10 protein-coding genes are annotated in these 13,029 nt (G+C 72.0%); all 10 read left to right on the top strand.

Features of this window, described 5'->3' with window-relative positions:
* The first annotated feature begins 342 nt into the window (after nt 1–342).
* The 10 genes from ACFP1Z_RS19185 (at nt 343) to ACFP1Z_RS19140 (ending at nt 13,029) form a co-directional block, all read left to right on the top strand.
* Nucleotides 343–1,965: a phage tail sheath family protein gene (locus ACFP1Z_RS19185; protein WP_390317677.1), complete on the top strand. Its 1,623-nt coding sequence runs from the start codon at nt 343–345 to the stop codon at nt 1,963–1,965.
* 45 nt (nt 1,966–2,010) lie between these two features.
* Nucleotides 2,011–2,481 (top strand): phage tail protein, encoded by a 471-nt coding sequence (locus ACFP1Z_RS19180; protein ID WP_390317676.1) that lies wholly within the window; start codon nt 2,011–2,013, stop codon nt 2,479–2,481.
* A complete protein-coding gene (locus ACFP1Z_RS19175; protein ID WP_390317675.1) occupies nt 2,478–2,954 on the top strand; it encodes a hypothetical protein in 477 nt (158 codons plus the stop codon). The genes ACFP1Z_RS19180 and ACFP1Z_RS19175 overlap by 4 nt, the downstream gene beginning before the upstream one ends.
* The gene (locus ACFP1Z_RS19170; protein ID WP_390317674.1) at nt 2,951–3,112 is read left to right on the top strand and encodes a DUF6760 family protein; all 162 of its coding nucleotides are present in this window, start codon (nt 2,951–2,953) and stop codon (nt 3,110–3,112) included. Before ACFP1Z_RS19175 ends, ACFP1Z_RS19170 begins: the two co-directional genes overlap by 4 nt.
* A gap of 3,857 nt (nt 3,113–6,969) precedes the next feature.
* Entirely contained in the window at nt 6,970–9,621 is a 2,652-nt protein-coding gene (locus ACFP1Z_RS19165) for a hypothetical protein (RefSeq protein ID WP_390317673.1), read from the top strand.
* Complete coding sequence (locus ACFP1Z_RS19160) at nt 9,611–10,036, top strand: phage tail protein (RefSeq protein ID WP_390317672.1); 426 nt, start codon at nt 9,611–9,613, stop codon at nt 10,034–10,036. Before ACFP1Z_RS19165 ends, ACFP1Z_RS19160 begins: the two co-directional genes overlap by 11 nt.
* A 76-nt stretch (nt 10,037–10,112) precedes the next feature.
* Nucleotides 10,113–10,604, top strand: coding sequence for a CIS tube protein (locus ACFP1Z_RS19155; protein WP_390317671.1), 492 nt, complete (start codon nt 10,113–10,115; stop codon nt 10,602–10,604).
* Complete coding sequence (locus ACFP1Z_RS19150) at nt 10,601–10,810, top strand: LysM peptidoglycan-binding domain-containing protein (protein ID WP_390317670.1); 210 nt, start codon at nt 10,601–10,603, stop codon at nt 10,808–10,810. The genes ACFP1Z_RS19155 and ACFP1Z_RS19150 overlap by 4 nt, the downstream gene beginning before the upstream one ends.
* Before the next feature lie 54 nt (nt 10,811–10,864).
* Complete coding sequence (locus ACFP1Z_RS19145) at nt 10,865–12,661, top strand: VgrG-related protein (protein WP_390317669.1); 1,797 nt, start codon at nt 10,865–10,867, stop codon at nt 12,659–12,661.
* A gap of 41 nt (nt 12,662–12,702) precedes the next feature.
* Nucleotides 12,703–13,029 (top strand): PaaR repeat-containing protein, encoded by a 327-nt coding sequence (locus ACFP1Z_RS19140; protein WP_390317668.1) that lies wholly within the window; start codon nt 12,703–12,705, stop codon nt 13,027–13,029.

Raw genomic sequence — 13,029 nt, 5'->3', positions numbered from 1 at the left:
TTGACATGCACTGCCCACTGTTGATGGTCTCGAATTCAACGTATTCCGGCACGGATCCCGGGGTTTTGTAGGCCGAAAGTTGATCCCGGCTGAACCCTCGGTTGACAGATCTACGACTAACTGCCTCAGTTTCCGGATTCGTTTGACACGGCATCCGAACCTTGACCATGATCCAAGCAGAATCCACGGCCGGAACCGGCAATGAACCAGTCGTGCGGCAAGAGCAGTTGTGTCTCCAGCCCCGACGGATGACCGCCGCTGCCGCCCGTTTCCCGTGCGGGCGGTCGGCGTGGTCTGCGAATTGGATTCCCCCTCGGGACAACTCACGAGAAGGAGTGCTGGATGGCCACCTATTTGGCTCCCGGAGTGTTCGTCGAAGAGGCCGCGGGCGGCTCCCGGCCGGTGGAGGGCGTGGCCACGGCGGTCGCCGCCTTCGTCGGCTTCGCCGAGGAGGGCCCGCTCAACGAGCCGGTCCGTATCACCAACTGGAGCCAGTACACGAAGACGTTCGGCGACTTCGTCGAGGGCTCCTACCTCGCGCACTCCGTCTACGGCTACTTCGCCAACGGCGGCGGCACCGCCTACGTCGTACGCGTCGGCGGCAAGTCCGCGGACGCGGACGCCGTCGAGGGCACGCAGGCGGTGGGTTCCGCCGCCCCGGCGCAGGTGCTCGGCGGCTTCAAGGTCGCGGCCCTGCCCGCCGCCGCCGGCCGTGACATCGCGGTCGACGTGCAGCGCAAGCCGGCCGACCCCAAGGCCAAGCGCCCCGGCGCGGGCCCGGCCGACAAGACCAGGACGGGCAAGGACGGGTCGCCGGAGGCCGGCGCGGAGGACCTGTTCACCTTCACCGTGAAGGTGAACGGCGCCCCCACGGAGACCTTCGACGTCTCCACCGAGAAGTCCTCGGCCTCGTACGTCGTCACGCAGGTCAAGGAGCGCTCGAAGTTCGTGTTCGTGGAGGAGGCCACGACCGGTGCCGCGCTCGCGCTGCCGGAGTCCTCCACCCTGGCGCTGGCGGCCTCTCCCACCGCCGGCACCGCCGGGGACGCGACGACCGTCAAGGACGTCGTCGGCCGCTACGTCGGCAAGGTCAACGACCGCTCGGGCCTGTCGGGCCTGGAGGCCATCGACGACATCACCATGGTCGCCGCCCCCGACCTCATGGCCGCCTACCAGAGCGGCAACGTCAGCCGCGAGCAGGTCAAGGCCATTCAGCTGGCCATGATCAACCACTGCGAGAACATGGCCAACCGCATGGCCATCATCGACCCGCTGCCGGACATGAACCCCTCCGAGGTCTACGACTGGCGGCAGAACGAGGCGGGCTTCGACTCCAAGTACGCGGCCCTGTACTACCCGTGGATCCAGGTCGCCGACCCGACCAGCGGCAAGGGCTTCCTGATGCCGCCCTCCGGCCACGTCGCCGGCCTGTGGGCCCGCAGCGACGAGGCCCGCGGTGTGCACAAGGCGCCCGCCAACGAGGTGCTGCGCGGCGCCCTCGACCTGGGCGTGCAGGTCACCAAGGGCGAGCAGGAGCAGCTGAACCCGGCGGGCATCAACTGCATCCGCAGCTTCCCCGGCCGCGGCATCCGTATCTGGGGCGCCCGCACCCTTTCCAGCGACCCGGCGTGGCGCTACCTGAATGTCCGACGCCTCTTCAACTACCTGGAGGAGTCGGTCTATCTGGGCTCGCAGTGGGTGGTCTTCGAGCCCAACGACGAGCGGCTGTGGTCGACGGTCCGGCGCAACGTCAGTGCCTTCCTCCACAACGAGTGGCGCAAGGGTGCCCTGTTCGGGGCCGGCCCGGACGAGGCGTTCTACGTCAAGTGCGACGCGGAGACCAATCCGCCGGAGGTCATCGACGCCGGCCAGGTCGTCTGCGAGATCGGCGTCGCCCCGGTCAAGCCCGCCGAGTTCGTCGTCTTCCGCATCGCCCAGGAGTCCTTGGGTGGCGGTGGCGAGTAAGCCGTACCACCGTGCCCCAACCGATAACGAGTTCAAGGAGCAGTAATGGCTGATACGAAGACTCAGACTGGCGGCGCCTTCGCCGCCAACCGGTTCACCTTCCAGCTGGAGGGACTGCAGCTGGAGCAGCTCAAGAGCGTCAGTGGTGTGGAGATCGGCGTCGAGGTCCGCCAGGCCCCCGCGGTCGACGCCAAGACCGGCCTGTGGTCGATGCACAAGACCGCCGGTACGCCGAAGACTCCGAGCATCCGCATCACCCGGAGCATGGAGAAGAGCCCGACCGTCACCGACTGGATCAAGAAGGTCTACGGCCAGGGCAACGTCTCGGACGGTAAGAAGCAGGCCAGCATCGTCTTCATGACCGATGAGGGCGACAAGGGCCAGAAGATCACGGTCAACCTGATCAACGCCTGGGTCAGCTCGTGGAGCGCGAGCGACCTCAGCTCCGACAGCGCGAACGGCGTCGTCGAGGAGACGTTCGTCGTCGAGTGCGACCGAATCGAGATGGCGGCGTGAGGCGCGGGCGCGTTTCCGAGGCGGTGCCTCTCGCCTCCCATGGGCCCGCCGCGGACGACGCGCCCGCACCTTCGCGGGAGGCCGCGGGCCCGGAGACCGGGTCCGCGGCCCTCCGCACCGAGTTCTCCTTCACCCTGCCGCGAGGCTATGTCGACTCCGAGGGCAAAGTGCACCGGAACGGCACGATGCGACTGGCCACGGCCCGGGACGAGTTGGTGCCGCTGACGGACCTCCGGGTGCGGCAGAACCCGGCCTATCTTTCGGTCGTCCTGCTCGGCCGACTGATCACCCGGCTCGGCACCCTCAAACACGTGGACGCGGACGTCGTCGAGGGTCTCTTCGCCGCCGACCTGGCGTTCCTGCAGAAGTTCTACGAGAAGATCAACACGGATGGCTCCTCACTCGCCACGACCGTGTGCCCCAGCTGTGACCACGAGTTCGACGTCGACATGGGGAGCCGCCTGGGGGAATGAAAACGTACGCGGCCGAGGACCTGCGTTCTGAGCTCGCGTACATCGCCTACCACTTCCACTGGCCGCACGACCAGCTGCTCGACATGGAGCACATCGAGCGGCGTTCGTGGATCGGCCAGATCACCACCATCAACCAACGTCTTGCAGACGGGACCTGACAGACATGCTCGACCGGATCATCCGCACCGTCGGCCGCCACGCGGTGGCCTGGTCCGGTGCGGAAGCCGCGAACGGCACCGGGGCGGCGCGCGCGGTTCCCCGGGCGGGCGTGGTGTCCGGTGTGCCCGCGGTTCCCCGGGCGGGGGCTGTCGGTCCTGCGGCGCCGGAGGGCTCCGGGGACGGCAGGAGCACGGTTGCCGGCACCGGTGCGGGTGTGGGTACGGATGTGACGACCGGGGACGGTACGGACCTGCGCGGTGGTGCGGCTGCGGGCACCGACCGGCATGTCGGCCCTGATGCAGCGCCGGGCGCTGACGCGCATGGCGGTGCCGATGAAGTGTCCGGCGCGGATGCGGTCTTCTGCGCCGACTTCTGCGCCGACGCGGACGGTTCCGCCGGGCCGGATGTGCCGGCATCCGATGCGCACGCGGATCGCAGTGCCACTGCCGGGGCGGCCATGGAGACGGCAGCACCTGCGATGCTACGGGTTCCGGTGGTGCTCCCGGAGACGTTCCGCCCCGTCCCGGCGGGCGGGTTGACGCCGGTCACCGACGTACAGCGGATGACGGCACGGCTGACGTCATTCCGCGACCACCGGCTCAGCGGTGAACTCACCACGCTGATCGCCGCGGAAGCACCGTTGGTGTTCCGGGCGCGAGCGGGACTGTGGGACACGACGGGCCTGCCCGCTCGCCGGCCGGTGGCCGAGCTGTACTGGGGCTCCGCCGGCAGGGCGGAGCCCGAGGAGGCCACCGAGGCCGAGGACGAGTCGGGTGCTGCGAGCGCGGCGGCAGACGCGGAACGTGCGGGCGGCTCCGGGGCCGGGCGCGCCGCGGAGGCTGGGCGCGCCGCCGAAGCCGGGGGATCCACGGGTGGTGCCGGGGCCGTTCGCGCTGCCGCGGACGATGAGCGCGCGGAGGATGCGCGTGCCTCCACCCCTTCTGCTTCTTCCGCTCCGCTGTCCCACAAAGGTGCGATGCCGACCGGTGATCCACGCACCGGACACACGGAGGCCGCTCCGCCCTCGAACACCACTCAGGCGGCACCCGTGCCGGCCGTCGAGCACCAGCCGGATGCCGCTGAGAATCCTCATGGTTCTCGGCCCGGTCGCCGTTCCGAGGACTCCTCTCGACTCCGCCGTTCCCCGGAGCGCGACTCCCGTGCCCTGGCGACGCCCCGAGGAACGGCGGTTCCGGACGACGAGCGCGGTACGGGCCCGCGGACGGCGGACCCGGCATCCGCCGCAGAGCCGTCCGCGCAGGCCGACGTCCAGGACGCTCCGGGACGAGCCGCGTCCCGGGCCGGGGCCGCGATGGCTGCCGAAGGCAAGCGTGTGACGGCCCCGAAGTCGGAAGCCGGGCGCGCGGGTTCGGAAACGGAGACCGTGCGCCACACCGACGCACCGGGTGCCGACGCTCCGGCGACGACTCACGGCGGCGCGCACGCCGCGTCCGGTTCCCCGGTGGAGACGTCGTCGCACGCGCCGGCCGACACAACGGCCCCTGACAGCCGAGGCGTTGCCGAAGCCCCGGTGCCTTCGGCCGCGCCCGTCCGGTTCCCGGATGCCACGCCGGGCGCTCCGGGCGCGCCCCTGGCCCGGGCCCGGGCGAAGGCGGCGCTCCCCGGCGACACCGACACGGAGGTCGCGCAGGGGCCAGGAACACCGGGGAGCCCGGCGGGCTCCCCCGCGCCCTCCTCGCCGACCGGGGTACCGAACGCCCCTGAACACACTGCGCCGGAGGGCGCCCGGACCGCCTCGACGGCTCTGAGCGGCGAGCGCGACTCCCTGCCCAACGCCCCTTACGAGGCGCCGCGTCCGGACAGTACGCCGAACGTGACCAAGGCCACCGCGCAGGGCCGTACGTCCTCCGGCACCCCCGACCGGGCCGCGCCCTCCCCCCGGACCGTGGCAGCGGTCCAGGGCCAGGAGCACCCTTCGGCCGACGACGGCCCGGCGGACGGCATCGCACCTGTCTCCGCGCCGGACCACGGCCACGGCATGTCCAGGGAGACGGCCGTATCAACAGACCGGCGCAGCAAGGGCGTTGCCGGAGACGAGGGCGCGGCGCACGGGACCGTGTCCGCGCCGCAGGACAGTACGGTCCCGGGCCGGGCCGTGCCCTCCGCCGGGGCGCAGAGCGTGGCAACGACCGGATCCCCGGCGCCCGCAGCGGCAGTCATCCTGCCCTCCGGTACGCAGGGTGCCTCCGACCCGATGGCCGACGCCCTCTGGGTCGACGCGGGCGCCGCCCAGAGGCGCACAGCACTCGACGGGAACACGCCCGACGACCCGAGCACGGCCCCCGCCGAGACCAACGCGACGGGTCCTGCCCCCCGGCGCGACGGGGAGCCGACGAGCACTCCGAGGTCAACGGCCGTGACCGGCGCGCCGGAAGTCCCGGGCCGCACCGCGAATCCCGCCGAAGCCGGGACCGCAAGCTCCACCCTGCGCAACGGGGGCAGGGCCGACCACCCGACGTCTCCGGCCACGCCTGTATCCCCGGCCAACGCGTCGACTGCCCCCGCCAAGACCGGCACAGCACGTCCCGCCCACAAGCACGACGGGGAAACGGCCGGACACCCGACGCCCCCGACCACGCCCGTCCCCCCGGCCAACACGTCGACTCCCTCCGCCAAGACCGGTACAGCTCGTCCCACCCACAAGCACGACACACACGACAGCGACACGGCCGAACACCCGACGCCCCCAGCCTCGCCTATCTCCCCGGCCGCCGCGTCGACTCCCTCCGCCAAGGCCGGTACAGCCCGTCCCACCCACAAGCACGACGGGGAAACGGCCGAACACCCGACGCCCTCGACCACGCCCGTCCCCCCGGCCGACGGTTCGACCGCCCCCGGCCCCACCGGGGCCACCCCAACCGGCCCCGCAGATTCCGCCCCCGAGCACGACCTACGCCACGGGGGCACGGACGCGGCACCTTCAGCCGTACCCCTCCCGCCGACCAGCAGCCCGGGCACCCCGCACCGCACCGCCTCCTCGTCGGCCGGGACCACGGACATGGTCCCGGCCGACGAGCGCGTTGCTCCGCACGAGAACCCGGTTCGGCGTGCGCGGCAGTCGGCGCAGGAGCCGGTCGACGAACATGCGGCGCTGCGGCCGGAGTTCGCGGCGGAACCGCTCTCCGGTACGAATGATGTGCGGCCCACGGAGCGTGCCGACGAGGCACCGGCCACGGTCTCTTCGACCACCGACCGTCGGCCGGAGACCTCACGAGAGCAGACCGCTCCCGTGCGCCTCTCGCGCACCCCCCGGCCGACCGCAGACATGTACTGGCCCCGCCCCGACACACACGCCGTGCCCTCGGATCACGAGGCGCAGGAAGCCGGTTCCGGGCGGACCGTCGATGCGCCCGTGTCCCCGGCACGGTCGGACGCCGCGGTCCGGCGCACGGAGCCGGCCTCATCCGCCGACCCGGAGCGTACGGCCGCTTCCCCTGCCCGGACACGGCACGAGTCCGAGTCGGTGACGGCGCCCGACAGCCGCCGCGACCGGCAGGCACGGCCGTCGGCCGACGCATCGGCACCCGGACAGGCCGAACGGCATGGCACACCTCCCGCGAGCCCGGTGACCGGAGAGCCGACGCCCCCCGGCACGCAGGGCACGAACACGTCGCGGATATCGGATCCGGTACGCACCGCAGAGCGCCCGGCGAACGAACCGCTGCGGTCAACTCCGGCACAGAGCCACGGCGTTACCGTCGCAAACGAACATCTCTCGCCCACGGGCGCGCCCGTCAGCGAGGCGTCGACAGCCGGAGCGGCAGCCATCGGCTCCGCTCACGAGACCGTCGAGGACGAGACCGCACAGGCCAGTAACACGCAGAACCGTGACGCGGTGACGCCGTCCCGGGAGCGCACCGCCGGCCTTCCGGGGCAGCCGCTGCGCGCTGCCGCTTCGGGCGACGAGGACCGTACGCACGCCACCATTGCCGACCAGGCTGTGCCCATCCGTATCGTCCGGGCGGCACCCCTTGCCCCGGAGCAGCTTCCCCTCGCCGGGCGCCGGGCGGGCACGTCCGCGCACCGGGGCAGTGAGCCCGACGTGCCCGACGACGGGCACGGTACGGCCGCCGCCCGCCCGGCGGACCCGATCACCGACGCGAACCCCCGGCCCCCCGAAGGGCGAGGTCTCCACCCGCGCAAGGCCACCGAACCGCACGACGGCACGTCCCCGCCCACGCGTACGCCGGCGGGCGAACCGTCCCCGGTACGCATCGACCGCTCTCCCGGCGACCCCCGGAACACGGCCTGGCACGACCAACAACTGCTTGCCGCCCCCGCCTTGAACGATCCGGCCGCACCGGTGCCCGCGCAGGCCGAGGAGCGCCCCACGCGCCCTGCGGCCGAGGCCGCAGGCGAACGGTCCACCGACGCCCCGGCACAGGGCAAAGCCTCCCGGCTTCCCGTCGGCCCCGCAGCCGTACCCACCCGCAAACCGTCCTCCGACACCCCCGCACACGGCAACGCCGTACTCCCGCAAGCACACACACTCCAGCACAGCGATCCGACCGCACCGGTGCCCGCACGGGCCGAGGAGCGCCCTGCACCCCCTACGGTCGAGGCCGCACGCGAACGGTCCGTCGACGCCCCGGCACAGGACAGAGCCGCCCTGCCGCGGGTATATACGCCTGCACACAAGTCCGGCCAGGCCGACCAGCGTCCCGTCGGCCCCGCAGACGGCAATGCCGCCCGGCCTCAAGCACACGCACCCCAGCACGCCGATTCGGCCGCAGCGGTGCCCGCACGGGCCGAGGAGCGCCCCACAAGCCCCGCAGTCGAGGCCACAGTTGACCGGTCCCTCGACGCCCCGACACAGGACAAAGCCGCAAGCCTGCGGACGCACACGCCTGCACACCACGATCCGGCCGCACCCATACCCGGCCAGGCCGCCCCGCACCCCACACATCCTGCGGTCGCCCCCACCCGCAAACCGTCCGTCGACGCCCCCGCAAACGGCAACGCCACACCCCCGCCGGCGCACATATCCGCGCACAACGATCCGGCCGCCCCGTCCCGCCAACGGACCACCGACGCCCCGGCGACCGGTCACGCCGTGCCCCTCCAGTTGCACGGCCCCGCGCAGCCCGCCCCGGAACACCTCCCGCTCGCCGAGCGGCCCAGGCACCACAGGGCCGACCCGTCGCACTCCCCCGCCGGGGATCCGCAGGACGGCCTCACACACCCGCCGGCCAACAGTGATCCGGCGCCCCACTGTCAGGCCCCCGCGCCCGCAGCCGAGGTGCGCCCGCGTCCGGACCGTTCCGCCGACGCGCCGTCCCTCACGCACGGCGAGACCGCGACGACGCGCGAGCCCGGCCTGTCCGGCGGCCGGATGCCTCGCGAGCGGGATCACGCCGACACCGGGCAGGACCGGACCACGCCCGCTCCCCACGGGCCGAGCGCCGAACACTCCGATCGGCACCCCGTCGCACCCATCACCCGCAAGTCCGACGACGCCGGGACCGACACCGGCGTCGGCGCCGACGCCGTCGCCGACGCCGACGCCGGGCAACGACCCACCGCACCCCGGCACTACGAGCCGAGCGCCCCGGACACCGGCCGGCTCCCCATCGCACCCGCCTCCCCCACGTCGGGCCGTGCCGACACCGCCACCACGGAACCCCCTGCCCTTCCTGCTCCCCGCGCCCGTACCCGCCGCACCACAGCCGCACCGCAGCAGACCACGAACCGCTCCGCCAACACCGCAGGCCCACACCCGCGCCCCCGGCACCCCTTCGCCGGCCGACAGAGCAGCGGCACCCCGGCCACCGGAGCAGCGGCGCCGATATCCCTGTCCACCCCGGAGGCTGTCGAGCACAGGCCTCTGGGAGCCATGCCGCTCAGGGCACCCGGCAGCCAGTCCCCCGCCCGGCACCCGGGCGACGGTGGCCCCGAAGAATTCCACGCCCCCGCTCCGGCCCCCGCTCCCGTCCGCGAACCCGGCACCGCCCACCACCACCCCGCCGTGCCCGGCCCGCGAACGCTGCCCACGTCCCCCGCGGAGACCCGAACCTCCCTGCGCACCGGCCCGGTTGCCGCCGAGCCGTCCCCGCTCACGTCCACGCAGCCGCTCACGCTTCACGACCCCACGCACCACGACGCCGCCCACCCGGCCGAGCAACACCTCGGCACAGGCCCCCTCCCCACAGCGCACCTCTCCTTTCCCGAGGCGCCGTCCCACCCCCGCCGGGCCCTGGCCCCGCTCCCCGGTCCCCGAAGCGCGGCCGCTCACCACCCACAGACCGAGTCCGCAGCCCCCCTCCGGCCGGCCAGTCCTCCCCAAGTCGCCCCCGGCCACGCCGTGTTCCGCCGTATCGCCGCACACGCACCCGAGCCGGGCGGTCTGCGCGCGGACACCCCCACAGGTGCCCTGACCGGCACCGTCGAGAGCGCCGTGCCGACGACCGGCTGGGGCATCCCGCAAGCAGTTCTGCTCAAGGAATCGCAGGACATCATGAGAAACGGAGGCACAGGCCGTGCCCGCTGAGTCCAAGGTGACAACCGTCAGCCGGTTCTCGCTGTCGATCGACGGCAAGGACCTCGGCCTCTTCACGCGCTGCAGCAGACTCGCGCTGTCCGTGGAGGTGGACGAGGTCGCCGAAGGGGGCATCAACGATTCCCTGATGCACCTCAACACCCGGATCAGGTACGCGCCGTTGGTCGTGACCCGCCCCGTGAGCACGACCCCGGTGGACCTGTGCGAGTGGGTCCAGGAGTCGGTGCGCAAGCCGTCCCTGTCGACCGGGCAGATCACCGTCCTCGACGGCACCAGGGCAGTGGCCAAGTGGGAGCTGCGGAACGTGATGCCCGTGGCGTGGCGGGGGCCGGACCTGGACGCGGCGGACAGCGCGGCCGCCATGGAGGAGATCGAGTTCGTCCACGGCGGGTTCTTCCGCAAGTAGCCCGAGCAGCCGCCGCGCAGCACCATGACCCCACCCCCTTCATCCCGTAACACAACCGACCCCGAAAGGAGGGCACATGCCGGAGGAACAGATGATCAAAGCCACCCTGGAGATCTACAAACCGCCGATAGGCAGCCAGCAAGGGCCTGGCAGTCGCCTGGGTGACCCGATCAAGTTCCAGTTCAACCCGGCGGAGCTCTCCCTCGTCAAGGAGACCTCCTGGGCGCGGCACTCCTCACGCCTCGCGCCGAATGCTTCCGTGCCCGAGTTCCTGGGCAGCCACCCCGGCGTCCTCACCATGACCGTCGTCCTGGACAAGTCGAAGTCGAACGACGAATCCGTCGACGAGCGGGTCGGCAGGCTCCTCACGTGCTGCCGGCCGGAAGGGAACAGCCTCAGCAACAACCAGGCGTCCCCGCCCTGGGTCAGGTTCAGCTGGGGCCACTGCGAGACGGCACGGTTCTACGCGGTCATGAGACGGCTCGCGGTCCGCTTCACCCGTTTCTCCAGCGACGGCCATCCTTTGCGTGCCGTGTGCGAGCTCACCTTGGAGGAGATCGGCGAATGAGTACGTCACGTCAGGGACTCGCGTCGGGATCGCCCTCGTCACGGCAGTTCAGCGTGGTCGTGCGAGGGGACTCCCTCCAGTCCATCGCGGCGCACAGTACGGGCCGTGCGACCGACTGGCGGCAGATCGCCGAGCTGAACGGCATCGACGACCCGTCGAAGGTGCGGCCGGGAACGGTGCTGGTCCTGCCGAACGCCACGGACTGACCGTCCCGACGCCGCCGGACCCTCCGCTCCTCCCCTCACACGTAAGGAACCGACATGACTGGGCGTCACACCACCGGGCTGATCGTCAAGGCCGGAGGCCGCACCGTGCGCGGCACCGCCCTGGCGTGGGCAGTCGTGCAGGAGAACAGCCATACGTCGGCCACGGCCGAGATCGGCTTCCGCGACCCGCACAACGCGTCGCTGCTGGCCGAGCTGGGCGCCACCCTGGGCAGCACGCTCCAGCTGACCTCGGTGACCTCCGACGGCAAGCATCCCCTTTTCGAGGGCGAGGTCACCGACTGTGAGGCCAGGGCGAGTTCGGACGGCGGTGGTACGAACGGGGCCGGCGGGGTGTTCACCGTTCTGCGGGCCAAGGACCGCTCGCACCGGCTGCGCCGGGGCTACCGGGTCGCCTCCTACGCGAAGATGACGGCCGGTGACATCGTTCGCGAGGTGGCGAAGAAGGCCGGTGTCGAGATCAAGACCGTGGACGACACCCGGACCCGGTACGACTTCCTCACCCAGCCCGCCATGTCCGACTGGGACTTCCTGAGCCACCTGGCCCGGGAGAACGGGCGGGACCTGTTCTTCCAGGACGGCAAGCTGCACTTCTGCCGGCCCGCCCGGGCCTCCAGCGCTCCGGCGAAGGGCATGTCCGCCCGCAGCAGCCCGTTCGCCCTGCAGTTCGGCGCGAACCTGCTGAAGGTCAGTTCGGCGGCCTCCCTGGACGACCAGGTGGCCGAGGTCGCCGTGCGTGCCTGGGATCCCGACCGCAAGGCCGCGTTCGCCGCCACGGGCAAACCGGCCACGACGCGGCACAGCACCGCCTGGACCGCACCGTCCGGTGCGGTGTCGGGGCCGTCGATACTGCTGGCCGGACTGCCGCGCGGGAACCAGGACGAGGTCGAGACAGTGGCCACGAGCATGGCGCAGGAGGTCGCGGCCGGGCTGCCCCGGCTGCGTGCGGTGGTGCGCGGGGAGCCGCGGCTGCGGCTGCGCTCCGGGGTATCGCTGACCGGTCTCGGCGAAAAGTTCCAGGGCCAGTACACGGTCACGTCCGTCCGCCATGAGTACCACCCCGAGTCGGGCTATCTGACGGAGCTGACGGTGAACGAGGGGGAGGACCGGGCAGCGGTCGGGCGGCCCGGTGACGGGGAAGAGGGGCTGCGCCGCTTCTACGGGCTGATGCCGGCGACCGTCGTCAACATCAAGGACGACAGGAAGCAGGGCCGGGTGAAGGTCCAACTCCCTTGGCTGGACGGCACGTACGAGAGCAACTGGGCCCGCACCGTGCAGCTCGGCGGCAGCCGCGGCCACGGTGTGGTGCTGCCGGAGGTCGGGGACGAAGTGCTCGTCGGCTTCGAGCACGGCTGTCTGGACCGGCCGTACGTCCTGGGCGGGCTGTACAACGGCGTGGACAAGCTGGCCCAGCACAGACTCGACCTGGTCGACAATGGCAAGGGCGTCACCAACCGGCGGTCCTTCGCCTCCAAGAAGGGGCACCGGCTGGAGCTGCTGGACGCGGACGGTTCGGGGATGGGGGCGACCCTCGTCACCGGCGACGGCAAGCTCAAGCTCCAGCTCGACCAGCACAAGACGGTCATCTCCGTGCACAGCGACGGCAAGGTCGAGATCACCGCCGACAACGGCATCACCGTGGACGCGAAGCAGGGACCGCTGGAGCTCAAGGGCCAGAAGGTGACGGTCAACGCCACGCAGGCACTGGAGCTTTCCGGCATGAACGTCGACGTCAAGGCCACCGCGGGACCGGTCCAGGTCACCGGTCTGACGGCGAAGCTCGCCGGTAAGACCCTCACCGAGATCACCGGCCTCCCCGTCAAGATCAACTGACCGCCGGGATTCCCCGCCACCCGGAAAAGGAGAACCACCCCATGCCCGCCGCAGCCCGCGTCGGTGACGCGATCGCCTACATCCCCAACCCCGGCCCGGTTCCCGCGCCCGTGGGCCAGGGCACGCTCGCCCTGCCCGGGGTGCCCACCGTGCTGATCGGGGGCCAACCGGCCGCGACTCCTGGCTCGTTGTGCGCCTACGTCGTGCCGCCGCCCGGTTCGCCCGTCCCCCCGCCCCCGGTGCCCGTGGTGCCGCTGCCGCTGCCCAAGCCGGTGCTCATCGGCGGCCTGCCCGCCGTCGTCAAGGGCAGCGTGGCCGGGCCCGGCACGGTCACCGGCGGCTGCCCGACCGTCTTCATCGGAGGCTGA

This window comes from Streptomyces gamaensis (assembly GCF_042656465.1).
In the GTDB taxonomy this organism is placed as follows: Bacteria; Actinomycetota; Actinomycetes; order Streptomycetales; family Streptomycetaceae; genus Streptomyces; species Streptomyces gamaensis.
This window is presented reverse-complemented; position numbering and strand designations above follow the sequence as displayed.

Bases quoted from the DNA above. Each gene is read 5' to 3' on its own strand.
- ACFP1Z_RS19155 (WP_390317671.1), top strand. From the start codon at position 10,113: ATGCCGGAGGAACAGATGATCAAAGCCACCCTGGAGATCTACAAACCG.
- ACFP1Z_RS19180 (WP_390317676.1), top strand. From the start codon at position 2,011: ATGGCTGATACGAAGACTCAGACTGGCGGCGCCTTCGCCGCCAACCGG.
- ACFP1Z_RS19185 (WP_390317677.1), top strand. From the start codon at position 343: ATGGCCACCTATTTGGCTCCCGGAGTGTTCGTCGAAGAGGCCGCGGGC.
- ACFP1Z_RS19140 (WP_390317668.1), top strand. From the start codon at position 12,703: ATGCCCGCCGCAGCCCGCGTCGGTGACGCGATCGCCTACATCCCCAAC.
- ACFP1Z_RS19150 (WP_390317670.1), top strand. From the start codon at position 10,601: ATGAGTACGTCACGTCAGGGACTCGCGTCGGGATCGCCCTCGTCACGG.
- ACFP1Z_RS19145 (WP_390317669.1), top strand. From the start codon at position 10,865: ATGACTGGGCGTCACACCACCGGGCTGATCGTCAAGGCCGGAGGCCGC.
- ACFP1Z_RS19170 (WP_390317674.1), top strand. From the start codon at position 2,951: ATGAAAACGTACGCGGCCGAGGACCTGCGTTCTGAGCTCGCGTACATC.